A 24,963-nucleotide genomic window follows, 5' to 3' on the forward strand; every position below is an offset into this window, starting at 1 on the left:
GACAAGGGGCACGTTCATGACGATTGCAGGATCTCCGGATCAGAAGCTGAACCGCCGGCTGCGCCTGGGCATGGTCGGCGGCGGGCGCGGCGCCTTCATCGGCGCGGTGCACCGCATCGCCGCCCGCATCGACGACCGCTGGGAGCTGGTGGCGGGCGCCCTCTCGTCTGATCCGGATCGCGCCAAGGCCTCCGGCGAGGATCTTCTCCTGAAGCCGGACCGGATCTATGGCGATTTCAACGAGATGGCGCGCCGCGAGCGGCGGCTGAAGGACGGCATCGATGCGGTCGCCATCGTCACGCCAAATCATGCGCATGCGGCTGCCGCCCGTGCATTCCTGAAGGCCGGCATCCATGTGATCTGCGACAAGCCGCTGACCACCACGCGGCGCGAGGCCGATCAACTCGCCAAGCTCGCTCGTGATTCAGGCCTCATCTTCGCGGTGACTCACAACTACACCGGCTATCCCCTGGTGCGACAGGCCCGCGCCATGATCCAGGCGGGAGAGTTGGGCGCCATTCGCGTCGTGCAGGTGGAATACGCGCAGGACTGGCTTGCCACCCGCGTGGAGGAGAGCGGCAGCAAGCAGGCCGAATGGCGTACGGATCCGGCTCGCTCAGGGCCGGCCGGAGCCGTGGGCGACATCGGCACGCACGCGTTCAATCTTGCCGAATTCATCGTGGGCGACGAAGTCGCGTCGCTCTCCGCGGAACTGCACACCTTCGTGGAAGGCCGCAGGCTCGACGACAATGCCCACATGATGCTGCGCTTTGCGTCAGGCGCGAAGGGCATGCTCTGGTGCAGCCAGGTGGCGGCAGGCCTCGAGAACGGTCTCAAAATCCGCGTCTATGGCGAAAAGGCAGGCCTCGAGTGGCATCAGGAGAACCCGAACTACCTCACCTTCTCACCTCTCGGCGAACCGCCCCGCACCATCCGTCGCAACGGCTACGGCGCCGACGAGGCCTCCCGCGCCGCCTCGCGCATCCCGGGCGGGCATCCAGAAGGCTATCTCGAGGGCTTCGCCCAGCTTTACACCGATGTGGCGGAGCAGATCGCCGCGCGCATCGAGAAGCGGGAGCCCAGCCCCTTCTCGCTTCAGGTCCCGACGGTGGATCAGGGCGTTCGGGGCGTGCGCTTCATCGAAGCGGCCGTGCGCTCCTCGCAACGCAAGGCAGCCTGGGTGGATCTCTAAGAACAGCCTATTGCCCTGCCGGGATGTCTCCGGCAGGGCAATAGGCGCAAGTACCTTGAAATCGCTTCCGCAATCATGACGTATAGGGCACCACACCCGGCGGAACCGACGATTTCAGATGGCTCATACGCATCACCACAGCCTCGACGACCTCAACGAGACCCAGAAGCGGGTTCATCGGATCCTCTGCTCCGCCCAAAATCCGCTCTCGGCCTATGAGGTCCTCGACAAGATGCGCGGCAAGGGAGCGGTCACGCCACCGACGGTCTACCGGTCGCTGGACAAGCTCATCGAAAAGGGCCTTGCCCACAGGCTCGAGAGCCTGAACGCCTATGTCGCCTGCAAGCATCCCCATGACCATCAGGATATGGCAGCTTTTGCGATCTGCGAAAGCTGCGGTCTGGTGAAGGAATTCACGGACCCGCATATCAGCGAGCGCCTCTCCCACTGGAGTGAGGATCACGCCTTCTCGGCCAAGAAGGTGACGGTGGAGATCCGGGGTCTTTGCGATAGCTGCCAGAAGTAGACGCCCGCCGGAACCTTCCACTTTCGTATACGTTATTACGTATATATAGCCGAAATTTCCCTATTATGGGGTATTCCTGCCCCTTCCGTTGAGGAAAACGTGTAATTCTGGCACCTTTCGCAACGATAGCACATTGTCAGAGCCGTATTTTCCCTATATGAATATATAGGTTCCGTAATAACAGGAGTGTGGCTCATGAGCACCAAGGCCCTCAGGAAGGAAGAAGAGGACAACCTCCTCCGTCGTGCCGACGATGTGTGCCGGCAGAATAACCTCAGGCTCACGCCGATCCGGGAGCGCGTCTATCGCGAGCTGGTCCAGAGCGGCGGCCCGGTCGGGGCTTACGATCTGGTTGATCGCCTGAGCAACGAGAAGAAGCGTCTTGCTCCCGTGACCATCTATCGTGCCCTGGACTTCCTGCGTGACGCAGGGCTGGTCCACCGCCTGGCCACCCAGAACTCCTACGTCATCTCCCACGGCCAGCCGGACATGAACGCGATGAAGATCATGTTCGTGGATGCGAAGACCGGTGAAACCGTCGAGGTTCATTCGAGCGAGGTGGCCGAGGCCGTGCGCAAGGCTGCGGAGCAGGCCGGCTTCAAGTCGGTTTCGCCGTTCATGGAAGTCGAAGGCGAGATCGCCCAATAACGAAAGAAGAGGCAGGATCGATATCGACCTGCCTCTCAGGACGACATTAAAAAGGCCGGGCGTTGCCCGGCCTTTTTCTTTGTTACTCCGCCGCAACCGGCTGATGATGGTGCCTCTCGGGTGTCCTGTCTTCCGCCCGATGGGCACGGACCGTCTCCCGTGAGATGAAGGTGTAGAACATCGGCACCACGAACAGGGTGAAGATCGTCCCGATAGACATGCCGGACGCGATCACCAGGCCCATGGAGAAGCGGGCGGCCGCGCCGGCGCCGCTGGCATAGAGCAGGGGCGCGACGCCCAGCACCATGGCGGCCGTGGTCATCAGGATCGGGCGCAGACGAACGCGTGCCGCTTCCTCAATGGCCTCGCGCTTGCTGACGCCGTGCTTTTCCTTCTGCTCGTTGGCGAACTCCACCATCAGGATGCCGTGCTTGGTGATCAGACCCACGAGGGTGATCAGGCCCACCTGCGTGTAGATGTTGAGGGTCGCCAAGCCCAAGTTCAGGAAGATCATCGCGCCGAACATGGAGAGCGGCACCGACATCATGATGATGAACGGATCGCGGAAGCTCTCGAACTGCGCCGCCAGCACCAGGTAGATCACGATGATGGCGAGCCCGAAGGCCAGGAAGATCGAGTTTCCTTCCTGGATCTCCAGGCGCGACTGACCGGCGTAATCCTCATAGAAGCCCTGCGGCATGACCTCCTGGGCGATGGACCGCAAGGTTGCCAAGCCGTCCGACGTGGTCACGCCCGGGAGAGGCAGGGCCGAAATCGTCGCCGAGTTGAGCTGGTTGAACTGCTCGATGACAGCCGGCGCCGCATCCGTCTTGATGCTGATCAGAGAAGACAGCGGAACCATGGAGCCGTCGGAAGCACGGACATAATATTCGGCAAGCCGCTCCGGATTGAGGCGATCCTCCTGCCGGACCTGGCTGACGACGTCGTAGCTCCGGTTGTCCCGGTCGAACTTCGAGATCGGGGCGCCGCCGACGAGTGCGCCAAGCGTGTTGCCGATCTCGGACACGGGCACGCCCAACGCTGCAGCCCGATCACGGTCGACCGTGATGCGCGCTCGCGGCGACTCGTAGGAGATGGAGTTCTGGACAACAATGAACTTGCCCGACTTCATCGCCCGCTTGCGGATTTCGTCCGCGGTCTCATAAGCCTGCGAGGAATCGCCGATCGTGCGCAGAACGTACTGGATCGGCAGGCCGTCACCGGCTCCGGGGAGGGACGGAGGCGCGAAGGCGAAGGCCTGGAGGCCGGCATTCTGATTCAGAAGGTTCTGAATGTCCTGCTTGGTCTCGGCACCCTTCTTCTCGCGCTCGCTCCATTCCTTCAGCTTGAAGCCGAAGAAGCCGCCGCCGCCGCCGTCGATGCCGACGATGAGGAAGCTGTCGTCGATCTCCTTGATCTTCTCCGCCGCGTTGGTGAACTGCTTGGAGAAGGCCTGGGTATAATCGGCGGTCGCATATTTCGGCGCATTCAGGATGCCGAGATAGGCGCCCTGATCCTCTTCAGGAGCAAGCTCGGAGGAGGTTTTGGTGAACATGAACGCCGTGGTGCCGAGCAGGACGGCGACGATAACGAGCGTCACGCCGCGATAATCCAGCGAACCCTTCAGGCGCCGGGCATACCAGTTCTCGAGCCGGGTGAAGACCCGGTCGACGAAGGCAGCAAAACGCCCCTGGCCACCATGCCCCTTCAGCAGCTTCGACGACATCATGGGCGAGAGCGTCACGGCAACGATGCCCGAGATGATCACGGCCCCGGCCAGGGTGAAGGCGAACTCGCGGAAGAGCGAGCCTGTCAGGCCCTGTGTGAAGCCGATCGGAGCATAGACCGCCGCCAGGGTGACCGTCATGGACACGATCGGCAGGAAGATCTCCTTCATGCCGACGACAGCCGCATCGACCGGTTTCAATCCCTCCTCGATGTGCCGATGGATGTTCTCAAGCACCACGATGGCATCGTCCACCACGAGGCCGATGGCGAGCACCATGGCCAGCAGGGTGAGGAGATTGATCGAATAACCCAGCGCATACAGGAAGAAGCACACGCCCACGAGCGAGAGCGGGATGGTCACGATAGGGATCAGCACCGAGCGGAAGGAGCCCAGGAACAGCAGGATCACCACCACGACGATGAGCGCCGCCTCACCGATGGTCTTGAACACCTCCTCGATGGAAGCCGAGATGAAGTTCGACGCATCATAGACGATCTCGACATTCATGCCTTTAGGCAGCGTCGAACGAATTCCTTCGATGGCTTTCGTCACCTCTTCGGCAACGGTCAGAGGGTTGGCCGAGGGCGTCGGCACGATGCCGATGAAGGTACCCTGGCTGCCATTGAAGCTGACGATGGTGTCCGTGCTCTCGGGCCCGAGTTCCACATCCGCCACGTCGCGCAGACGCACGACCTGATCGCCGTTCGAGCGGATCGGCAGCATGCCGAACGTCTCAGGCGTCTGCAGGGTGGTCTGCATGTCGAGCCTGTAGGCCACGTACTCGCTCTGGGTCTTGCCGGGTGCCGCGAGGAAGTTGTTGGCTCTGATCGCCGCCACCACGTCGCCGGCGGTCACGCCGCGAGCCGCCAGGCGCACGGGATCGATCCAGACACGCATGGAGAAGTCGCGCCCGCCGAGGATCTCGGCATTGCCGACGCCTTCGAGGGTGGCGAAACGCGGCTGGACAACGCGGGTGAGGAATTCGGAGACCTGCTCCGGGTTCATCTCCGTGCTGCCGAAGGTGATGTACATGAGGGCGAAGCTCTGCCCCGTACCCTTCATGATCACCGGATCCTCAGCCTCGGAGGGAAGCTGCGCGCGGATCTGCTGCACCTTGGAGGTGACTTCGGTGAGTGCCGCGTTCGGATCGGTGTTGAGGCGCATGCGCACGGACACCGTGCTCACGCCCAGACGGCTCTGCGTCGTCACGTAATCGACGCCTTCCGCGCTCGACACGGACTTGGCGATCGGCGTGCTGATGAAGCCCTGAATCAGGTCGGCGCTGGCGCCCGTATAGGCCGTCGTGATCGTGATGGTGGTTTCCTCGACCTCAGGATACTGGCGCACCTGGAGGTTCATCAGACCCTGCGCACCCAGCAGCAGGATCAGGAGGCTCACCACCATCGACAAGACGGGGCGGCGGATAAAAAGTTCTGTGAAACTCATGGCTGATGCCTATTGCCCGTTCGCGAGCTTCGTCGTGTCGAGCTTGGTCACATCGATGGAGTTGTCGATCTTGACGGTTGCTCCCGCCTGCAGCTTGTTCTGCCCGGAGGCGACCACCTGCTGACCGGACTGAATGCCCGAGAGAATTTCGATTGCGCCGCCGCGGCGGCGGCCGGTCTTCACGAAGACCTGCTTGACGACCTGAACCTGCTGGCCCGCCCGCTCTTCCTGCTCGACGGTGTAGACATAATCACCGTAGAGGCTGGTGATAACCGCCGTCTGTGGCACGGTCATGACGTTAGGCTGCTCCGGCAGGACAACCTCCACGTGGAGGAATTGGCCGGGGAGGATGGCCCCGTCCTTGTTATCCTCGATGAGCGCCTGAACGGAGACCAGACGGGTCGCGGGGTCGACGCGAGGATCCTTGCCGATGACGCGCCCCTTGAAGGGCAGATCTGCCTCCGTCGTGCCGACACGGACTTCCTGGCCGAGCTTGACCTCGGCAGCCCGTTGCTCCGGAATCGTGAAATCGACCTTCATGGACGACAGATCCTGGAAACTCGCAATGACGGTCCCCGGCTGCAGATATTGTCCCACATCGATCCGCGGGATGCCGATCACGCCCGAGAAGGGCGCCTTCAGAGCCTTCTGCTCAATCGTGGCCTGCAGGCGTGCCAGGCGCGAGCGTGCCGCCGCGAGCAGGGCGCTTGCCTGATCGAAGTTCGCTTCGGTACCATAGCCACGAGACGAGAGGGTCTTCGCGCGCTCGAAGCTGCTCTCGGCTGTTTTCACGGCAGCCTGAACATCCTGGATGTCCGCACGCTCGACCGTATCGTCGAGTTGAACGAGAACTTCGCCCTTGCGCACTTCCTGGTTGGCTTTGAACTTGATCTGACTGACGATACCTGCCGTTTCGAAGGCGAGCTCGACGCCGTTGGCAGCCTTGGCCGTGCCGATGGCTCCGATACCCGGCGTCCAGGTCTTGGCCTCGACCTTGGCAGCCGAAACCGTTTGGGCCGGCTGCTGCATGGTGGCGAAGAACTGCGTGATCATCTTGTCGCGGAAGAAGTTGAACCAGATCAACCCGCCGCACAGGCCAACCGCGAGAATGAACACAAGACCGACTACAAGGCGCCGTTTCATAGGCTTCTTCCGACATTGCGAACCCATATCAACGGGCTCATCTAAGACTAAGGAGGTGCGGCATTAACGCGACTTTTCCTTGACGCCAATGCCGTGGGAGAATTTATATACCGTCTGGACGGTTCAGTCGCAAGTGCGGCAACGCACAAAACAAGAGTGATGAATGCTGTTTCCCTGTACCAGAGGCCGTAAGAGTTCCCGGGAAAAAATTCTCGATGCGGCCGCAGAACTTGTCGGCGAGATTGGCGCCGGCCGGCTGACGCTCGAGTCCGTGGCGGAGAAGGCCGGGCTCAGCAAAGGCGGGCTGCTTTACAATTTCCCCACTAAGGATGCGCTGTTGCAGGGGATGATTCAGCGCATGATCGACCAGGTTGCCTCTGAGAAGGAAGTTCTGCGCGAGCAGGCCGACCCTGGCCCTAATCTGGAAGCACGGGTCGTGACCAAGACCCTGCTGAACATCTGCTGCGGCGGCAAGATGCAGGACATGGCCACTGGAATGATGGCCGCCACGGCCGAGAATCCACGTCTTCTCGACCCCGTGCGTCAGGTGATCCGCACCACTCTGGAGCAGCTGAAGGACACCTCGGACGACCTCGATTCGGCCCTGCTGGCATGGTTGGCAACCGAAGGGCTGAGCAGCCTCGAGATGCACAATCTCAGCCCATTCTCGGATGAGGACCGTCAGCGCATCGTGAAAGCCATCGAGCGCCTCGTCACCAAAGGTATCGCCGAGTAGGCAGCCTTCCGCTCAGGCCATCCAGGACGGGTCGCTCAGCACCTCGTCCGTATGCTCACCGAGACGCGGCGAAGGCCGCTCCGCCGCCATCGGCTCCCCGTTCATCACGATCGGCGAGCGGACGGACGGTATGGCGCCGCCTTGGGCTGCGGCCGAAGGCAGGTCGATCCTCATGCTGCGGGCGATGACCTGCGGATCGGCGAACACATCCGCCACCGTGTTGATGGGACCGGCCGGGACACCCTGTTGCTCAAGCGCCGACAGCAGCGCGTCGCGCGTTGTCTTCAGGGTGCGTTCGGTCAGGATGGGCACGAGCTCGGACCGGTTGCCCACGCGACCCGCATTGCTCCTGAAACGCTCGTCCTGGGCCAGTTCAGGCCTGCCCAGCACCGATACGAACCGGGCGAACTGTCCATCGTTGCCCACCGCCACGATCACGTGACCGTCCGCCACCGGGAAAACCTGGTACGGCACGATGTTGGGATGGGCATTGCCCATGCGCCGGGGTGATTTGCCGGAGGCAAGATAGTTCATGGCCTGGTTTGCCAGCACGCTCGTCTGCACGTCGAGGAGCGCCATGTCGAGATGCGCTCCCTTCCCCGTGGCATCGCGCTGGCGAAGGGCGGCCAGAATGCCGACAACGGAATAGACGCCCGTGAAGATGTCCACATAGGCGACGCCGATCTTCTGCGGTTCGCCTTCGGGATCGCCGGTCAGGTCCATGATCCCGCCCATGCCCTGGATCATGAAGTCGTAGCCGGCGCGGGAGGCATAAGGGCCGTTCTGGCCGAAGCCCGTGATCGAGCAATAGACGAGGCGCGGATTGACCTTTTTCAGGCTCTCGTAATCGAGACCATACTTCTTCAGGCCGCCGACCTTGAAGTTCTCAATCACCACATCGGCATGCGCCGCAAGCTTGCGCACGAGTTCCTGACCTTCAGGCGTCTCGAAATCGGCCGCGATCGAGCGCTTGCCGCGGTTGCACGAGTGGAAATAGGCTGCCGAGAGATCGCCGCCATCGGCCGCCTCCACGAAAGGAGGCCCCCAGCCGCGGGTGTCGTCGCCCGCACCCGGCCGCTCCACCTTCACCACATCGGCGCCGAGATCGGCGAGCAACTGGCCGACCCAGGGCCCGGCGAGAATGCGCGCGAGTTCGAGGACTTTGAGGCCAGCGAGCGGTTTCATACGGATCAATCCATGATGGTGTCGAGGCCGCGCCGCAGGCCGGCGAACGAGCCGACGCGGCGGGCGGCCAGCAGGGTGCCGGCCACGTAGGGAGCTGCCGATGATCCGGCATCGTGACGGATCACGAGGCGCTCATTGTCGGCACCGAACACCGCTTCGCAGGACAGGACGAAGGAAGGCATGCGCAGGGAATGGACCTGCACCGGCTCCTTAGCGCCGAGCGCACCGCCACGGGTTTCCTGAACGCCGGTGAGTTCGGCGACAGGCTTGGAGGTCGCAGGCTGGCGCGCCTCGCTTAAGAGCTCGGCCAGCTCGCGGGCGGTGCCCGACGGCGTGTCCGGCTTCTTGGCCGAGGCGTAGTCGATCACCTCGACATCCGGCACGTAGCGCGCGGCCTCAAGGGCGAAGCGACGCAGCAGCGTCGCGGTGATCGAGAAATTGCCGGCCGCGAGCACGCCGCGACCCGCCTTCTGGGCCTGCACGTCGATCTCGGCGTAATCTTCAGCACTGAGCCCCGAGGTGCCGACGACCACGTGCCTGCCTTGAGCCAGAGCCGTGAGGGTGTTGGCCTTCACGACACCGGGCTTGGTGTAGTCGATCACCACATCGGACGGCTCGCGCAGTGCCTCCTCGAGGGTTGCGCTGATCGCAACACCGAGGCGCGTGAGGCCCGCAGCTTCTCCTGCATCCTGCCCCGCCGCGCTGCGGCTGACGGCGCCCGCCAGCACGAGGTCGTCTGAGGCGGCGATTGCCGCCACAAGGGCTTTGCCGACCCAGCCGGTCGATCCTGCCAGGGTGATCCGAAGAGCCATGGGCGCTGCCTCTCTTAGAAGAATGCCTGCAGGCCGGTCTGAGCGCGGCCCAGGATGAGAGCATGCACGTCATGCGTGCCCTCATAGGTGTTCACGGTCTCCAGGTTCTGCGCGTGGCGCATCACGTGGTATTCCTCCTGGATGCCGTTGCCGCCGTGCATGTCGCGGGCCACGCGGGCGATATCCAGAGCCTTGCCGACATTGTTGCGCTTGACCAGCGAGATCATCTCCGGCGCCACGCGGCCTTCATCAAAGAGGCGACCGACGCGCAAGCTGGCATGAAGGCCGAGCGTGATCTCGGTCATCATGTCGGCGAGCTTCTTCTGCACGAGCTGGGTGGCGGCGAGCGGCCGGTCGAACTGCTTGCGGTCGAGGGTGTACTGACGCGCCCGGTGCCAGCAATCCTCCGCCGCTCCCAGGGCACCCCAGGAAATACCATAGCGGGCGCGGTTGAGGCAGCCGAAGGGGCCTTTCAAGCCGGATACGTTCGGCAGCAGGGCGTCCTCGCCCACCTCGACGTTATCCATCACGATCTCGCCGGTGATGGAAGCACGGAGCGAAAGCTTGCCGCCGATCTTCGGAGCGGACAGGCCCTTCATGCCCTTGTCCAGCACGAAGCCGCGGATCTGGTTGTCATGCGCTTCCGACTTCGCCCACACGACGAACACGTCCGCGATGGGGGAGTTGGAGATCCACATCTTGGAGCCGGTGAGGCGATAACCGCCATCGGTCTTCACGGCGCGGGTCTTCATGCCGGCAGGATCGGAGCCGGCATCGGGCTCGGTGAGGCCGAAGCAGCCCACGAACTCGCCGGAAGCGAGCTTGGGCAGGTACTTGCGGCGCTGCTCCTCGGAGCCGTAGGCATAGATCGGATACATGACCAGGGACGACTGCACGCTCATCATGGAGCGGTAGCCGGAATCGACCCGCTCCACCTCGCGGGCCACGAGGCCGTAGGCCACATAAGACGCGCCGGCGCAGCCGTAATCCTCCGGCAGGGTGACGCCGAGAAGGCCGAGCTCGCCCATCTCGTTGAAGATGGCGCGATCCGTCTTCTCCTCGCGGTAGGCCTCGATCACGCGGGGCAGGAGCCTGTCCTGGGCGTAGGCACGGGCCGTGTCGCGGATCATGCGCTCGTCATCGGTGAGGAGATCGTCGAGGAGCAGCGGATCTTCCCACTTGAGCTTCGCGAGTTCCTGTTGAGCACCGGCCATGATGATCATCCTTCCCATGAAAGGTTGCGGGCGCCGGCATCAGGCCAGCCAAACCCATTGAATTTGAGCGGTAAAATCGCGCTGGACAGGCTAAAAGTAAATCGACATCTTTGCAGCAGGTTATTCTCAACCGGAATGAACAGGTGTTTCGTCGCGGCTTCCTGCCCAATGTGGGCAATCTCCTGGCCTTCGAGGCCACGGCCCGCCATGGCAGCGTATCGCGGGCAGCCGAAGAGCTGAACCTGACGCAGAGCGCGGTTTCGCGCCAGATCCAGCAGCTGGAGGAATCGCTCGGGGTCTCGCTGTTCAGCCGCTCGCGGCAGCGGGTGGTGCTCACCGATGTGGGGCGCCTCTATGCGTCCCAGGTGCGCGGCACCTTGTCCGAGCTGTCCGACGCCACCCATCAGGCCATCGCGCTCTCGGGCACGACCGGTGTTCTGAACCTCGCCACCCTGCCGACCTTCGGCACCCGCTGGCTGATCCCGCGCATTCCCGGCTTCTTCGCCCAGCATCCGGGCGCGACGGTCAATTTCGGCGTGCGGCTCGTGCCCTTCGACTTTGCCGCCGAGCCCTTCGACGCCGCCATCCATTTCGGCGAGCCGCACTGGCCTGGAGCCGTCTGCGAATTGCTGCGGACCGAGGAGGCGGTTCCCGTCTGCAGCCCGGCCTATCGGGAGCGCGAGAACCTGCGCTCGCCGCAGGACCTGACCCGCGCCACGCTGCTGCAGCAGAGCACGCGCCCCACTGCCTGGGCGGAGTGGTTCGCCAGCGTTGGGGTGGAGATTGGCAATCCCCTGCGCGGCCCGCGCTTCGAGCAATTCGCCATGGTGGCTCAGGCCGCCGCAGCGGGCCTCGGCGCCGCCCTGATCCCGCATTTCCTGATCGCGGACGAGCTGGCATCTGGACGCCTGGAGATCCTGTTCCCCAACAGCCTCGTCAGCGGCGGCGCCTATTACCTCGTCTACCCGGAGCATAAGGCGGAGACGCCGCTGCTGCGCTCCTTCCGCGACTGGATCCTGGACCAGACCCGTCAGGGATAAATCCGCTTCGGCTTCATGGTCCTGAAACTCAAGGTCAGGGCCACACAGGCACAGACGAAGATGGCGCTCACCATCGACACGGACGTACCGTTGTAGAGGGCGCTGACCAGCGCAATGACGGCAGCACCCGTGCTGAGCTGGAGAGTGCCCATGAGCGCCGAGGCTGTGCCGGCGATAGGGCCGTGCTCCTCGAGGGCCAGCACCGCCGTAGAAGGAATGACGAAGCCCAGGCAGCCGAAGGACAGGAACAGGAGACCCCACAGGACGAACGCATTGTCGACGCCGAGAAGCGTCAGCACGAACAGCAGCGTCACCGGAACGGAGAAACAGGAAATCGCGAACCGCACCACCCGTTCGGCGCCGAAGCGGCGCATGAACGTGCTGTTGAACTGGGCGCTGCCGATGAACGCGATGGCGTTCGACGCAAAGATCATGCTGTAGGCAGACGGCGTCATGCCAAAATGCTCGATGAAGATGACGGACGAACCGGCGAGATAGGCGAAGAAGCTCGCCTGGCTGAACCCGCCGATGAAGGCAAGGCCGAGAAAGCGTCGGTCTTTTAAGAGAGCACCATAGGTTCTGAAAGCCTGTCCGATGCCTCCCCTGCCCTGATCCTGCTTGTGTGTCTCGGGCAGAAGGAAGAGCACGACGGCAAGACCGCCGATGCCGATGAGCGCGATGGCCCAGAAAATCACGCGCCAGCTGAAGAACGCCGTCAGGGCGCTTCCGGCCAGAGGCGCGAGAATCGGGGAGACGCTGAAGACCAGCATGCTAGTGGCCATCAGGCGGGCCGCCTCATGGCCGGTATGCAGATCGCGAATGATCGCCCGGGGGATCACCATGGCCGCGCACGAGCCGACGCCCTGCAGGAAGCGGAAGGCGATCAGCGTCTCGACATTCGGGGCGAAGCTGCAGCCGATGCTCGCCAGCGCGAATAGTCCAAGTCCGGCGTAAAGCGGCGGCTTGCGCCCGAACCGATCCGAGAGCGGCCCATAGGCGATCTGGCAAATGGCAACCGCCAGGAAGAAGCTCATCAGGCTCATCTGTACGCCGCTCACATCAACCTGAAGCTCCCGGGCAATCGCCGGAAAGGCGGGCAGGTACATGTCGATGGCAAACGGCCCGACGGCGGAGAGCATCCCGAGAATGAGCGCGTTGCGCAAAAAGGCGGACTTCATCGAAAAGGCTTTCTTCAAACCGGCCCATGGCCAGGACCGAGACATTGGCCTACCCGCTTCGGCGGAAGGGCTCAGCAATATCATCAGGAGATCCGGGAGGCGCCCGGAGCTGATCGTTCCTGAGGGCGATGGGCCGTTTGTATGCCGTCCAATGGGCAGGTCAAGGCGAAGCCTCTACCGAGGCCGGATTATAGTCCGCGTCCCCGAAGATGCTTACTCTTCGTTAACCATGAATGGTCATAGCTGGTTAAACATCCAGCCGAATGGGCCTTCCGCTCCGGGGTTCGCCCCTGGAGCCGAACCTGCCTCGGCTGGTCGGCTGGCCACCAGAGGTTCCGCGTTCCGCATGATTGCTTCGATGCCTGGGAATCAGATGCACTTCGGCGCTGCAGCGTCCGAGGCCTGCATGACCTGTGGCCATCGGCGCCCGGGAGGCCTTGGCCGGTTCCTGAAGTTGCTCACCGCCGCAGCCGCTCTGATGAGCCTTGCCGCGTGCGCAGGCCGCTCCGATCTCGACTATGCGACCCTGAACTCTGAGGTTCCTGCAACCCGCGCGATCGTCGTCCCTCCACCGGGAGGTCCCTCCGTCGTGGCTGCTCTGCAGCGGACCTACCAGAACGGCATCTCGCAGGAGATCGCCCTGTCGACGGCCTCGCGGACGAGCGGACAGAACGCCTTCTACGTGAGCCTGCTCAACAACACGGCGAGCAGCATGGAGATCCCGGAAACGCTCTCACTGTCTCCTCTAACTCCTGATCGGATCGAGAGAGAGATGGAGGAGCGGATCCCCGGGGTCGAGATGCAGACGTCCCTGGTCTACGTCCAGAACAAGTTCGGCCCCTTCGGATTTGCCACGGGACGCTCCGCTTCGGGCGACCTTTGCCTTTACGCCTGGCAGCAGATCGAACCCGACAAGCCCGCCATTCTGGTGCCGGGCGGGGCGATCTCGGTCCGCCTGCGTCTGTGCGATGCCGATGCCAGCGTCGATCAGCTCCTGCGGGTCATGTATGGCTACACGATCGCGGCCTATTACCGCCAGGAATCGTGGAATCCCTACGGTGATCCGCCGTCACCGCCCGCCGGCTTCGGGCAGGCCGACGCGCCGATGTATCCGCTGGGCCTCAACGCCCGAGAGGACGCTACTGTGATCCGCCGGCGTGTCTTGTCCACGGAAACCCGCCGCTCGCCTATGCGAGAGGAAATGTCCGGACGCGTGATCGACAAGGATACGGTCGAGCCTGCAATTCCTACCCCGTCCGTGCCACAGAATACAGCGCCCTTGGGCGGCTACCCCGTGGTGCCACCGCCACCGCCACCGAGCGAGTAAAAGCCAAGTCTAGTTATATATATGTAATAACGTTATATATCGATTTATTTACCGATGTGACAATAGGCCTAAGCAAAGATAGAGATATATTAATAGACCTGGCTCCAGGGTTGAATTAAGCGTGCACTCTCCCACGCGAACACTCAAGCCGAGAATCCGGACAAATGCGAGCAGGTCTTATCGTGGCCCTTTGGGCAGTGGCGGCGATCCTGATTGTCTCGCTTGTCGTTCTTCCCATCAGCCTTCAGGCGCATCTCGTTGCGGGCCTCACCGTCGTGGCCTGCATGATCATCATCAAGTTCTTTCGAGCCCAAGGCATCTGGCGCCAGATCGCCCTGGCGCTGGGCACCGCAATTGTGCTGCGCTACGTCTTCTGGCGGACCACCAGCACCATCCCGCCGATCACAGAAGTGGCGAACTTCATCCCCGGCTTTCTGCTGTACCTGGCCGAGATGTACAGCGTCATGATGCTCTTCTTGAGCCTCTTCGTGGTCTCCAGCCCGATGCCCTCGCGCAAGGCGCCCCAGATCGACCCGCATAACCTGCCCACCGTCGATGTCTTCGTTCCAAGCTACAACGAAGGCGCCGACCTTCTGGCCACGACGCTTGCGGCCGCCAAGGCCATGACCTATCCGCAGGCCAAGCTGACGGTCTGGCTTCTGGACGATGGTGGCACGGATGAGAAATGCAGCTCTCCGAATGCGCTCGCCGCGCAGCAGGCCAGGGAACGCCGCGCGGAGCTGCAGGCCCTGTGCGCTGCGCTCGACGTCCGCTACCTGACCCGCGCCCGCAACCTGCACGCCAAGGCCGGCAACCTCAACAACGGCCTCGATCATTCCACGAGCGATCTGGTTGCCGTCTTCGATGCCGACCATGCCCCGGCCCGGAACTTCCTGACCGAGACCGTCGGCTACTTCACGGCCGACAAGAGCCTGTTTCTGGTCCAGACGCCCCACTTCTTCATCAACCCCGATCCGCTCGAGCGCAATCTCGGCACGTTCCAGACCATGCCGTCGGAGAACGAGATGTTCTACGGCGTCATCCAGCGCGGCCTGGACAAGTGGGATGCGGCCTTCTTCTGCGGCTCGGCCGCGGTGCTCCGGCGCGAGGCATTGCAGGAGACCAACGGTTTCAGCGGCGTCAGCATCACGGAAGACTGCGAAACCGCTCTCGAGCTCCATTCCCGCGGCTGGACGAGCGCCTATGTGGACAAGCCCCTGATCGCCGGCCTGCAGCCGGACAGCTTCGCCAGCTTCATCGGCCAGCGCTCGCGCTGGGCTCAGGGCATGATGCAGATCCTCCGCTACAAGTTCCCGCCCTTCAAGCGGGGCCTGAAGCTGTCGCAGCGCCTGTGCTACATGTCGAGCAGCATGTTCTGGCTGTTCCCGTTCTCGCGGTTCTGCTTTCTCATTTCGCCGCTCTGCTATCTGTTCTTCTCGCTGGAGATCTTCACGGCATCGGGAGGCGAGTTCTTCGCCTACACGTTCACCTACATGATGGTGAACTTCATGATGCAGAACTACCTCTATGGCCGCTATCGCTGGCCATGGATTTCGGATCTCTACGAATATGTGCAGACGATCTACCTTCTGCCCGCCATTCTGTCGGTGATCGCCAATCCGAGCAAGCCCACCTTCAAGGTCACGTCGAAGAACGAGACCATGGACGAGAGCCGGGTGTCGGAACTAGGAACGCCCTATTTCATCATCTTCGGCATCCTGCTCCTCGGGGTCGTGGCCACAGGTGTGCGGGTCTGGGCGGAGCCCTACAAGGCCGACCTGACCCTCGTCACGGGAGCCTGGAACATCCTCAACCTGATCATCGCAGGCTGCGCTCTCGGGGTCGTGTCGGAGCGGGCGACGCGCCGCCTGAGCCACCGGGTCCGGGTCGAGCGGCCTTGCCGTTTTGTCATGGGCGACGAGGTCATCGATGCGGTTCTGAAGGACGTGTCGGTCGGCGGCGCACGGCTTCATGTGCCTCCCTCGGTCGAGCCCAGGTTGAAGAAGGGAGCCGCCGGCACCCTCGAGTTCCAGCCCTTCGCCAACCTTCCGGTTCAGCATCTGCCGGTGGAGATCCGCAAGGTCGGTATGGACGACAAAGGGCTGCTGCTGGGATGCCGTTTCGTGACCGAGAAGGCCGAGCACCGGAAGATGATTGCCGACCTCGTCTTCGCCAATGCGGATCAGTGGAGCGATTTCCAAAGGAACCGGCACTACGATATCGGCGTGCTGCGCGGAACGCTCTGGTTCTTCATGGTGGCGTTCTATCAGACCGGCCGGGGCCTCTCCTACTTCTTCGGCCTGCAGCGGATCGGCAGCTCCTCCCCTCCGGCCCCCTCCGTCGCCGTAACCGTCAAGTAGAGGTGTGCCGTGCGCCGCGTTCTGATCCTCTTCCTGCTCGGTCTGCAAGCCATGGGAGCAGAGAGCGCCTTCGCCCAGGCGACGCCGTTCAACATGGCGCCCGGCGGCACGAGCGCCCCTCAGGCGGCCCCCGCTCCTGCGCCAAGTCAGGCTGCGCCAGCCTCACCCTTCGACATGCGCCAGCCCGGCTCGCCCCCTTCCGCAGCACCGGCTCCACGACCGGCAGAACCGCAGCCGGCTCCACCCGCCGGCACAGCCGCACCGTTCAGCATGGGACCGCGCAATACAGCTCCTCCGGCAGGAGCCGTTGGAAGTGCTTCCCCGCCTGTCCCGCCCGTTCGCGCGCCGGTCGCCACGAATGCTCCGGCTGCGCGTAGCGCCGTGCGCATCGAGCGGCCGATCCTTCCCTTCGAGACGCTCCGCTTCGAAGGTGAAACGGACGCCCGGTCATGGACCTTCCATCTCACGCAGGACGAAGCCGCGAGCGGAACCACTCTCTCGATGGGTTACAAGAACGCGGTTGTGGTCATGCCCGAGGGCTCTCGCCTGAGGATCGCGATCAACGGCGAATCCGTGCTCGACACGCCGGTCTCCTCGTCGAACGACATCAAGCGCGTGACGGCTTCGATCCGCCAGGGCCTGCTCCGTCCGGGGCAGAACATCATTCGCATGGAAGCCCTCCAGCGCCATCGGACGGACTGCACCGTCGCGGCCACCTATGAGCTCTGGACCGATGTGGACTCAGCCTCCACCCGTCTCATCTTCGCCGAGGGCGCGACCAAGACCCTGCGCGGCTTGGACGATCTGCCGGCCGTAGGCGTCGACACCGCAGGCGTCACGACGATCCGGGTGGTTGCGCCCAAGATCTACAGGCCCGAGATCCGGGACCGGCTGCTGCGTCTCGTGCAGACGGTTGCCCTGCGCGGACGCTATGCCCATCCGGAGATCCAAGTCATGGAATCCGATCCGGGTCCCTCGCCCGTCGGGACGATCAAGGTCGCCATGGGTCTTGCCGGCGAGCTGCGCGGCCTCGTGCCCGGCATTCCGGATGCCGCCATGACGCAACCCCTGACCATGATGATGCAGGAGCCCGGCTCCATCGGCTCGACCCTGGTGGTCGCAGGCCCCACATGGCAGGATCTCGACACGGCGATCGGGATCGTCAGAGCTCAGGGCGTCAATCCTCTCAACGCCGAGCGCGGGGTGATCGACACGGCTTCCTGGCACTGGCCCGAGGTTCCAACAGCCTTCGGCGATCAATCCTTCCGCTTTGCCGATCTCGGCGTGCCGACGCAGGAATTCTCTGGCCGACGCTTGAAGGCGGATATGGCCATCAATCTCCCGTCCGATTTCTATGCCACCGAGTACGGAGAAGCGATCCTGCATCTCGATGCGGCCTACACGTCGGCGGTTCGGCCCGGCAGCCATGTGAACGTGTTCGTCAACGGCATGATCAGCACGCAGATGACGATCACCACGCAGGGGGACATCGTCCGCCGGCATACGGTTCGGGTGCCGCTCAAGAACTTCAAATCCGGATTCAACCGCGTCACCATCGAGGCGGCCCTGATGACGGACGCGGACGCGCGCTGCGCACCGGGCGAGACTCTCTCCGAGACGAACCGCTTCGTGCTGTTCGACACGACCACGCTGGAGTTCCCGAATTTCGGGCGGATCGGCCGTCTGCCCGATCTGGCGGTTCTCGGCGCCGGTCGTTTCTCGGACGAGGACCTCCCCACGACCGTCGTCCTTGCGCGCCCCGACGCGCTGAACCTGTCCGCCGCCGGAACCCTGCTCGCCCGCATGGCGCGCAACGCCGGCCAGCCGGTGCGGGCGCAATTCGCCAATGCGGCTTCCGCGGAGGACGAGTCGGTTCTGTTCATCGGCGCCGTCGACCAGATCCCGCCCGGCATGCTCAGCCGCGTGAGGGTGACGGAGCATCTGCGCATGATGTGGCCCTCGACGCCGGTCGCAGGCAAAGGAGCGCCACAGACGGCAAGCGCGGATTTCACCATGCCCCTAAGCGAGGCATCGCCCGACCGCGTGGCCACGGCCTCGACCGACGAGGTCCGCAGGCGCTGGTCGGATACGTTTCAGCGCCGCGGCATCATTCAGCAGACGGTCGGCGCCGTGCAGGATTGGCTGGAAAAGACCTTCAGCCTCTCCATGTCATCGCTGAGGCTGGAGGAGCGCACCGACGCTCCTTATGAACCGCCGCAGCGAGCCTCCCTGCTCATGGCGCAGAGCCGCACGGAAGGTGCAGGGGTCTGGACTCTCGTCACCGCCCGTACGGATCGTGCGCTTGCGGACGAGATGGCCCGTCTGGCCAATCCGATGCTCTGGTCTCAGGTCTCGGGACGCGCCATCGCTCTGGAGCCGAGGGAAGTGAAGCTGCAGATCGAGCCCATCAGCGATTATCGCTTCGTGCAGACGCAGCCGCCCTCGCTGACGAATCTTCGCCTCGTTGCGGCGAACTGGATGTCCGCCAACATCCTCCAATATGCTCTCGTCATGCTGGCGTGCTGCACGTTCCTCGGCGTCGCAACCGCCCTGCTCCTGAGCCGATTGGGCCGTCGCTCATGACGCGCCGGGTGCCGCGCCTTGCTCCGCTCCTGCCGTGGCTCCTCGCCATGTTCTCCCTCGTCATGGCCCCGATGGCATCTTCCCAAAGCCTCTCCGTGCAGCCGCCGAAGATTGCAGGAACCGTCTCATCGGAGGATTGGGAGGCCTACCGCTCCCGTTTCGTCGAGGACAGCGGCCGTGTGGTCGACACGGCCAACGGCAATATCAGCCACAGCGAGGGTCAGGGATACGGTCTTCTTCTCGCCCTGGCCGCGTCCGACCGGCGCTCCTTCGAGCAGATCTGGAGCTTCACCTTCACCGAACTGCTTATCCGGGATGACGGTCTGGCGGTCTGGAAGTGGGATCCCGGCGCAAAGCCCAGGGTGACGGACCGCAACAACGCCACCGACGGCGATCTCCTCATCGCCTATGCGTTGGCAAAAGCCGGCGAGGTCTGGCAGGAGCCCCGTTACACCACTGCGGCGCAGAAACTCGCCAAAGCCATCGGCAAGAACACGTTCGGTCGCAGCAACCGCTCCCTCATCCTTCTGCCAGGCGCCCACGGCTTCGGTGCAGGCGATCGTCCCGATGGTCCGGTGGTGAACCTCTCCTACTGGGTTTTCGAGGCTTTCCCCGTGATGGCGGCGCTCGCGCCGGAATATGAATGGAACCGCATCTGGCGCGACGGGGTCATGCTTCTGCAGCAGGCGACCTCAGGCCGCGTGCGGCTTCCGGCGGACTGGCTCTCCCTTCAGAGCGGATTGCAGCCGAAGCCCGCGGACGGTTTCCCGCCGGAGTTCGGTTACAACTCCTTAAGGATACCGCTTTACCTGTTGAGAGCAGGGATGACTGATTTGGAGTGGTTGAGAGCCCTCAAGCAGCGCTGGTCTGCGGAGAATGAAGGGGTTGCCGTAGTCAACGTGGTGACCGGACAGATCCGGGAACGGTTGATGGACCAAGGCTACGCCATTCTGCCTGCCGCTCTGGCCTGTGTGCTCGAAGGAACGCCTGTTCCGGCAGCGCTGAGGACGTTTGAGCCGAGCCTCTATTATCCGTCCACCCTGTATCTTTTGGCGAAATCCCTGCTGGGTGAGAAATATCCGCAATGCGTCTCGTCGGCAGCGCCATAACGACTGCGATCCTGATCCTGGGCTTTGCAGCCATCGCGCAGCAGACCGGTCCCGGAGGTTCCCAGCCGCCCGCCGGATCGCCGCAATCCGAGGCGCCTCCCGCCAATGGCTCCCAGCCGCAGGTCGACGAGTCCGCTCTTCGCTACTTCGCATCCCAGGGCGATACCCGAAGGGTCAATGCGGAGATCGCCCGCTTGCGGGCGCTCTATCCCAACTGGAATCCGCCCAGCGACCTGTCGCAGCTCTCAGCCGGTGCCGCAGCGCCGCCGCCCGATCCGATCATCGAGCGCCTCTGGAATCTCTATCGCGAGGACCGGATCGCCGAAGTCCGCGCCGCCATCGCCGAGCGCCAGGCCTCGGACGCAAACTGGAAGCCCCCGGAGGAACTGGTCACGGCTTTGGAGACCGTGGAAGCGCGCCGCCGCCTGGTCAATGCTTCCGATTCCGGCCAATGGCAGACCGTGCTGTCGGTGGCCACCGAGTCGCCCGGACTTCTCACCTGCACCAACGTGGACGTGCTCTGGCGCGTGGCGGAGGCCTTCGCTCGCACGGATCAGCCCACCCGGACCCGGGATGTCTATACCTACCTTCTGATGAACTGCGCCAACCCGGCCGAGCGCCTCGCGACTCTGCAGAAGGCCCTGACCCTTCTGCCCGAACAGCAGGTGACCGATCTGCTCCAGTTCGAGCGCAAGACCGGCGAGACCCCGGACGATTTCGGCTCCATCCGCGACGAGCTGGCCCGCCGCCGGGTCGAACGGGCCTCACTCGACAGCAAGACCACTGCATCGGCAGAGGATCTCGCGGCAGTAGAGCGGCTGATCCGGAACACCAATGAGGCCGGCCCCGTGCTGATCCTCGGCTGGTACAACTACCACCATGGCAATCCGGCGCGGGCGCTCGAGCTGTTCAAGACGGCCCTCGACCGCAACGGCGCCGCCAAGGCGGCGGAAGGCTATGCCATGTCCCTGCGGGCACTCGAGCGGCTGAACGACGCCGAAGCCTTTGCCTATGAGTGGCGCGAGCGCGCGCCCGAAAACATGAAGATCTACCTGGACATTGCCACGGCGCTCCTCAGCCAGGATCCGGCGCCGCGGCTCGATTCTCAAGTGGTAGCCAGGATCGTCCCGGTCGTGACGACGCAACGCTTCTCCGACGGAGCACAGGCGCTGGGCTGGTACTCCTACAACACGCAGCAGATCCGAACCGCGCGGGACTGGTTCCGCACCGCTCTCGGCTGGAAGCCCGAGAGCGAACCCTCGGCCTATGGCCTTGCCCTGTCCACGCAGCGCCTGAACGAGCGTGCCGCGTTCAACGCCGTTGTCGCCCAATGGCGGGGGCGTTCTGAGCGCATTGCCGATCTCGCGGACGGCACCAACCCTGGCTCCAGGCGGCAATCGGCTCCGGCCCAGCCCCGGGCCGAGGTGGACGTCGCGCCGCCTGCCCCGTCACGCCCAGCCGCTCCGCGCCAAATGACCGTGGAGCGTGTCGAGATCGAACAGCCACTCGTCCGGACCGAGACAGCGGCGCGGCAACGGCAGTCCGAGGCCCGCTCCGTCCTGGGGCGCAGCTGCGCCATGACGGCCAATCCCGCCGGTCTCTCGGGCGATGCGGCTCTCACCCGCGCCTGGTGCCTCATGGAGATCAACCGCCCCCTGGAGGCCGTTGCCGCCTTCGACCGGGCGATTTCCACCGGCAGCGGGCGCGCCCGCGAGGAGGCAGCCTACGGCAAGTCCCTGGCTTACCTGCGCAAGAACCTGACATCGGAGGCCGCCATCGCGGCCGCCGAGGCGCCGCAGACCCGGTCACGCCAGGTGGAGCTCGGGGCGTCAATCCTGACCCAGCGGGCCCTGGCCGCCTATCGCGACAAGCGCTACGTGGAAACCCTTCTCGCCCTGAGCGAGCGGGCACGGCTCGTGCCGGAGCAGAACGATCTGCTGCTGATTCGCGGCTGGTCGTATTTCAATCTCGGCCGCTACAAGGATGCCGAGCAGGTCTTCCGGGCCGTCCAGCGGACCGGTCACTCGGAAGAGGCCAGCATCGGCCTGAACGCCGTTTTGGAAGTCACCGACCAGGTGTCCCAGTAGCCCGTCAACGAGGTTGCCGGAGGCGGCCTGTTGCCTATCTAATGCTCACCAAGGGCTTCACCCCTCCTCCGGAACCAGCGTCCAGCAATCTGATCCATGGCGAGCCTGCAGATCATCATCTTCGACGTGTGCGGCACTGCCTGTGCCCTGCATCGGAGCGCCGTGCGCGAGTTCCTGCCGCTCCCCCGGCTGTGGCGTCCGCCAGTCCTGCCCCGGCCGGTGGCCGGGTTCTTCAATCTTGCCGGCGATGCGGTTCCTGTCCTCCGGCTCGACGTGCTGTTCGGCCTTCAGAAGGGCGAGGACGAGGCGGAGTCCGATCTCTACCGCCACCTGATCCTGATCGGAGCCAGTGGCTCAACCGGCCCGAATGCGCTTCTTGTTGATCGCGTTCTGGATGTCGCCACGGTGAATGCCACGCAACTCTCGGACGTGCACCAGGCGGAGACCCTGAACGGCTGCATCGAGGCCGAGGTCACCTGGGGCGATAGGCTCGTTCATCTCCTCTCCGCCGAGCGGATCCTGCTGGCGGAAGAACAGCAGGCGCTGGCTGAGCTCGGACGTCAGGCGCAAAACCGTCTCGACGAATGGGCGGTGCCGGCCTGATGGCCGCACGACCCGATCCTGTTCCCCTGCTCGACGCCGGCTTTCCTCACCTGAAAAGCCGCGTGATCGAGCGCACGGGACATTTCTACTACCAGGACAAGGACGACCTCCTGTGGGAGCGCGTGCGCAAGCGTCTGCGCGCCACGGGCCTGTCCGACTCTAGCGCCTACCTGACCCTGCTGGAGGATCCCATCTCGGGTCCGGCGGAATGGGGAAAGCTCGAGGCCGAGATCACCATCGGCGAGACCTTCTTCTTCCGTTACGCGGAGCAGTTCGCAGCCCTGCGCGCGACCATCCTGCCCGAGATCATCGAAAGAAAGGCCGCCACCCGGCGGCTGCGGATCTGGAGCGCCGGATGCTCGACCGGAGCCGAACCCTATTCTCTCGCTATTCTCGCGAATGAGATCCTGGGCGAGAGCCTCGGAACCTGGCGCGTCAGCATTCTCGGAACCGACATCAACGACAATGTTCTGAAAGCGGCCCGTCAGGCCCGGTTCGGCAAATGGGCGTTGCGCTCCATGCCGGATGAGCAGCGTGACCGATACTTCCTGAACACCGGCAAGGAGCAGTGGGAGGTGCGGCGGGAGTTCCGCTCCATGGTCCGCTTCGAGCGGCACAACCTGCTGAGCCTTCTCGACGGGACATCGCCGCTGGAGTTCACCGACTTCGACCTGATCCTGTGCCGGAACGTCCTCATCTACTTCCATCCCGACACGGTGACGCAAATCGTCGGGGCCCTACGCGACCGCATGGACGAGGATGGCTGGATGCTGCTGGGCCATGCCGAGCCCAATCCTGTCTTCTCGACGATGATGCAGACCCTGAACCTGCCGGGAACGGTCGCCTACCGGCGTGGCGCCGGCACGGCGCCGCTGTCAACATCTGCTCCGCTGCAATCCAAGGCCACCCTGCAGGACTGGAGGCCGCTTGTGCCTGAGCCGAGGCCTGCAGCGCGGGCCCAAAGCTCAACCCAGCCGCGCCTTGCGAAGGCGGCACAGAAAACATCATTTCCTTTCCTTCCTGAAGCCAAAGGGGACCTCCTCGGCGATATCAGGACACGGGCCAATGCGGGCGACTTCGCCGCGGCGGCAGTTCTGTGCGGCAAGGCTCTCGCCACCGAGCCGCTGAACGCCGCTCTGCATTTTTACCAAGGCCTCATCCTGCGGGCGCTCGGGCGCTCTGCGGAGGCTGAGAAAAGCTTCCTTAAAAGCCTTTACCTCGATAAAAACTTCGCCATGGCTCATTACAACCTCGGACTTCTGCTGCTCGATGAAGGGAAACCGGCCCCCGGACGGCGCTCCCTCACCCACGCAGCCCAGAGCGTCGCAGCCATGGCTGACGACCACCCGCTCGACGAAGGGGATGGGATGACGGCGAAGGAGCTGCGTGACCTGGTCCGCATCCACCTCGACATGGCAACGCCTTCCAGGCGGAAGGCATGACCATGGCAAGATCGGCGCGCCGCCAGTTGAAACAGATCGCCAGGGGCGGCATCCGCTCAGCCGAGGAGCGGGTGCAGCATATCCTCGATGAGAGAACCGAGGGCCTTGCGTCGCGGCGCAAGGATGCGGCTTCTCCGGCGCAGGCGCTGCCGCGCGCCCTCGTCTGCGGCTCAGGCAGCGAGCGCTTCGGAATCCCGATCGAGGCAGTGGCCGAAGTGCTGCCGCCTCAGAAGTACATGCCTGTTCCGGATGGACCGCCGGCCCTGGTCGGCCTGTTCGGCCGAGGCGGGCGGCTGGTGAGCGTGATCGATCTGGCGCTCGCGCTGGGCATCGAGCCATCCTCGGATAAGAATGAAGACCATCATTTCGTGCTGCTCCGCCGGGAGCAGCCGCAGGTGGCTCTCAGGGTCGAACGCGCCCATGCGGTCGCCGACATCCGTCTCCTGACCGATGAGGATGCCACAGGCTTCCGAACCGATGCGGTGACCGGCTATGCCCGCGTGCAGGATACCGCCGGCGACCCGGGCGACACCCTGTCCCTTCTCGATACCGAGCGCCTTCTGCGCCCTTTCCTGTCCTCTTCCTCTGTTCCTGGAGTCTGAC

Annotated in this window: 19 protein-coding genes; 13 read left to right on the plus strand and 6 right to left on the minus strand. The window is 63.9% G+C overall.

Annotated features, from left to right (window positions below; genetic code table 11):
• Positions 1-16 precede the first annotated feature (16 nt).
• From JKL45_RS00505 to JKL45_RS00515, 3 genes are all read left to right on the plus strand, one after another.
• Positions 17-1,192 (plus strand): Gfo/Idh/MocA family protein, encoded by a 1,176-nt coding sequence (locus tag JKL45_RS00505; protein ID WP_201859157.1) that lies wholly within the window; start codon positions 17-19, stop codon positions 1,190-1,192.
• 118 nt (positions 1,193-1,310) lie between these two features.
• Entirely contained in the window at positions 1,311-1,718 is a 408-nt protein-coding gene (locus tag JKL45_RS00510; RefSeq protein WP_201859158.1) for a Fur family transcriptional regulator, read from the plus strand.
• Between the two features lie 195 nt (positions 1,719-1,913).
• Positions 1,914-2,366 (plus strand): Fur family transcriptional regulator, encoded by a 453-nt coding sequence (locus JKL45_RS00515; RefSeq protein ID WP_196263625.1) that lies wholly within the window; start codon positions 1,914-1,916, stop codon positions 2,364-2,366.
• An 82-nt stretch (positions 2,367-2,448) separates the two neighbouring features.
• Here JKL45_RS00515 and JKL45_RS00520 read toward each other — a convergent pair whose 3' ends face one another.
• Both JKL45_RS00520 and JKL45_RS00525 read right to left on the minus strand, forming a co-directional pair.
• Positions 2,449-5,541, minus strand: a complete 3,093-nt coding sequence (locus JKL45_RS00520) for an efflux RND transporter permease subunit (RefSeq protein WP_201859159.1) — start codon at positions 5,539-5,541, stop codon at positions 2,449-2,451.
• 9 nt (positions 5,542-5,550) lie between these two features.
• Positions 5,551-6,684, minus strand: a complete 1,134-nt coding sequence (locus tag JKL45_RS00525) for an efflux RND transporter periplasmic adaptor subunit (RefSeq protein ID WP_201859160.1) — start codon at positions 6,682-6,684, stop codon at positions 5,551-5,553.
• Positions 6,685-6,847: 163 nt separating this feature from the next.
• On the opposite strand from JKL45_RS00525, the gene JKL45_RS00530 reads away from it, so the two are divergent.
• Positions 6,848-7,420 (plus strand): TetR/AcrR family transcriptional regulator, encoded by a 573-nt coding sequence (locus JKL45_RS00530; RefSeq protein ID WP_201859161.1) that lies wholly within the window; start codon positions 6,848-6,850, stop codon positions 7,418-7,420.
• A 12-nt stretch (positions 7,421-7,432) separates the two neighbouring features.
• On the opposite strand, the gene JKL45_RS00535 is transcribed toward JKL45_RS00530, so the two are convergent.
• The 3 genes from JKL45_RS00535 to JKL45_RS00545 are packed head-to-tail and all read right to left on the minus strand — an operon-like array spanning position 7,433 to position 10,631.
• Complete coding sequence (locus JKL45_RS00535; protein WP_201859162.1) at positions 7,433-8,605, minus strand: CaiB/BaiF CoA transferase family protein; 1,173 nt, start codon at positions 8,603-8,605, stop codon at positions 7,433-7,435.
• Positions 8,606-8,610: 5 nt separating this feature from the next.
• Positions 8,611-9,417 (minus strand): 4-hydroxy-tetrahydrodipicolinate reductase, encoded by an 807-nt coding sequence (gene dapB / locus JKL45_RS00540; protein WP_201859163.1) that lies wholly within the window; start codon positions 9,415-9,417, stop codon positions 8,611-8,613.
• 14 nt (positions 9,418-9,431) lie between these two features.
• Entirely contained in the window at positions 9,432-10,631 is a 1,200-nt protein-coding gene (locus JKL45_RS00545) for an acyl-CoA dehydrogenase (protein WP_201859164.1), read from the minus strand.
• 143 nt (positions 10,632-10,774) lie between these two features.
• Between JKL45_RS00545 and JKL45_RS00550 the strand changes: the two genes are divergently transcribed.
• Entirely contained in the window at positions 10,775-11,671 is an 897-nt protein-coding gene (locus tag JKL45_RS00550) for a LysR family transcriptional regulator (protein ID WP_201859165.1), read from the plus strand.
• Here the strand turns inward: JKL45_RS00550 and JKL45_RS00555 are convergent.
• The gene (locus JKL45_RS00555) at positions 11,662-12,849 is read right to left on the minus strand and encodes a multidrug effflux MFS transporter (protein ID WP_201859166.1); all 1,188 of its coding nucleotides are present in this window, start codon (positions 12,847-12,849) and stop codon (positions 11,662-11,664) included. The two genes, JKL45_RS00550 and JKL45_RS00555, sit on opposite strands and share 10 nt — an antisense overlap.
• 358 nt (positions 12,850-13,207) lie before the next feature.
• On the opposite strand from JKL45_RS00555, the gene bcsN reads away from it, so the two are divergent.
• The 8 genes from bcsN (at position 13,208) to JKL45_RS00595 (ending at position 24,962) form a co-directional block, all read left to right on the plus strand.
• Positions 13,208-14,176, plus strand: coding sequence for a cellulose biosynthesis protein BcsN (bcsN, locus tag JKL45_RS00560; RefSeq protein ID WP_201859167.1), 969 nt, complete (start codon positions 13,208-13,210; stop codon positions 14,174-14,176).
• Between the two features lie 164 nt (positions 14,177-14,340).
• On the plus strand, positions 14,341-16,536 hold the full coding sequence (gene bcsA / locus JKL45_RS00565) for a UDP-forming cellulose synthase catalytic subunit (RefSeq protein ID WP_201859168.1): 2,196 nt from the start codon (positions 14,341-14,343) through the stop codon (positions 16,534-16,536).
• 9 nt (positions 16,537-16,545) lie between these two features.
• Positions 16,546-19,119 carry a cellulose biosynthesis cyclic di-GMP-binding regulatory protein BcsB gene (locus tag JKL45_RS00570; protein WP_201859169.1) on the plus strand — a complete coding sequence of 858 codons (2,574 nt, stop codon included), beginning with the start codon at positions 16,546-16,548 and terminating at the stop codon, positions 19,117-19,119.
• 62 nt (positions 19,120-19,181) lie between these two features.
• Entirely contained in the window at positions 19,182-20,228 is a 1,047-nt protein-coding gene (locus JKL45_RS00575; RefSeq protein WP_201859390.1) for a family 8 glycosyl hydrolase, read from the plus strand.
• Entirely contained in the window at positions 20,204-22,315 is a 2,112-nt protein-coding gene (locus JKL45_RS00580; RefSeq protein ID WP_201859170.1) for a tetratricopeptide repeat protein, read from the plus strand. Before JKL45_RS00575 ends, JKL45_RS00580 begins: the two co-directional genes overlap by 25 nt.
• A 96-nt stretch (positions 22,316-22,411) precedes the next feature.
• Positions 22,412-22,918 (plus strand): chemotaxis protein CheW, encoded by a 507-nt coding sequence (locus tag JKL45_RS00585; RefSeq protein ID WP_201859171.1) that lies wholly within the window; start codon positions 22,412-22,414, stop codon positions 22,916-22,918.
• A complete protein-coding gene (locus JKL45_RS00590; RefSeq protein ID WP_201859172.1) occupies positions 22,918-24,360 on the plus strand; it encodes a CheR family methyltransferase in 1,443 nt (480 codons plus the stop codon). The genes JKL45_RS00585 and JKL45_RS00590 overlap by 1 nt, the downstream gene beginning before the upstream one ends.
• Positions 24,357-24,962 (plus strand): chemotaxis protein CheW, encoded by a 606-nt coding sequence (locus tag JKL45_RS00595; RefSeq protein WP_201859173.1) that lies wholly within the window; start codon positions 24,357-24,359, stop codon positions 24,960-24,962. Before JKL45_RS00590 ends, JKL45_RS00595 begins: the two co-directional genes overlap by 4 nt.
• The last annotated feature ends 1 nt before the right edge of the window (position 24,963 follow it).

This window comes from Microvirga soli, from assembly GCF_016734765.1.
Taxonomy (GTDB): domain Bacteria; phylum Pseudomonadota; class Alphaproteobacteria; order Rhizobiales; family Beijerinckiaceae; genus Microvirga; species Microvirga soli.

Bases quoted from the DNA above. Each gene is read 5' to 3' on its own strand.
- JKL45_RS00505 (WP_201859157.1), top strand. From the start codon at position 17: ATGACGATTGCAGGATCTCCGGATCAGAAGCTGAACCGCCGGCTGCGC.
- JKL45_RS00510 (WP_201859158.1), top strand. From the start codon at position 1,311: ATGGCTCATACGCATCACCACAGCCTCGACGACCTCAACGAGACCCAG.
- JKL45_RS00515 (WP_196263625.1), top strand. From the start codon at position 1,914: ATGAGCACCAAGGCCCTCAGGAAGGAAGAAGAGGACAACCTCCTCCGT.
- JKL45_RS00520 (WP_201859159.1), bottom strand. From the start codon at position 5,541: ATGAGTTTCACAGAACTTTTTATCCGCCGCCCCGTCTTGTCGATGGTG.
- JKL45_RS00525 (WP_201859160.1), bottom strand. From the start codon at position 6,684: ATGAAACGGCGCCTTGTAGTCGGTCTTGTGTTCATTCTCGCGGTTGGC.
- JKL45_RS00530 (WP_201859161.1), top strand. From the start codon at position 6,848: ATGCTGTTTCCCTGTACCAGAGGCCGTAAGAGTTCCCGGGAAAAAATT.
- JKL45_RS00535 (WP_201859162.1), bottom strand. From the start codon at position 8,605: ATGAAACCGCTCGCTGGCCTCAAAGTCCTCGAACTCGCGCGCATTCTC.
- dapB (WP_201859163.1), bottom strand. From the start codon at position 9,417: ATGGCTCTTCGGATCACCCTGGCAGGATCGACCGGCTGGGTCGGCAAA.
- JKL45_RS00545 (WP_201859164.1), bottom strand. From the start codon at position 10,631: ATGGCCGGTGCTCAACAGGAACTCGCGAAGCTCAAGTGGGAAGATCCG.
- JKL45_RS00555 (WP_201859166.1), bottom strand. From the start codon at position 12,849: ATGAAGTCCGCCTTTTTGCGCAACGCGCTCATTCTCGGGATGCTCTCC.
- bcsN (WP_201859167.1), top strand. From the start codon at position 13,208: ATGCCTGGGAATCAGATGCACTTCGGCGCTGCAGCGTCCGAGGCCTGC.
- bcsA (WP_201859168.1), top strand. From the start codon at position 14,341: ATGCGAGCAGGTCTTATCGTGGCCCTTTGGGCAGTGGCGGCGATCCTG.
- JKL45_RS00575 (WP_201859390.1), top strand. From the start codon at position 19,182: ATGGCCCCGATGGCATCTTCCCAAAGCCTCTCCGTGCAGCCGCCGAAG.
- JKL45_RS00580 (WP_201859170.1), top strand. From the start codon at position 20,204: ATGCGTCTCGTCGGCAGCGCCATAACGACTGCGATCCTGATCCTGGGC.
- JKL45_RS00585 (WP_201859171.1), top strand. From the start codon at position 22,412: ATGGCGAGCCTGCAGATCATCATCTTCGACGTGTGCGGCACTGCCTGT.
- JKL45_RS00590 (WP_201859172.1), top strand. From the start codon at position 22,918: ATGGCCGCACGACCCGATCCTGTTCCCCTGCTCGACGCCGGCTTTCCT.
- JKL45_RS00595 (WP_201859173.1), top strand. From the start codon at position 24,357: ATGACCATGGCAAGATCGGCGCGCCGCCAGTTGAAACAGATCGCCAGG.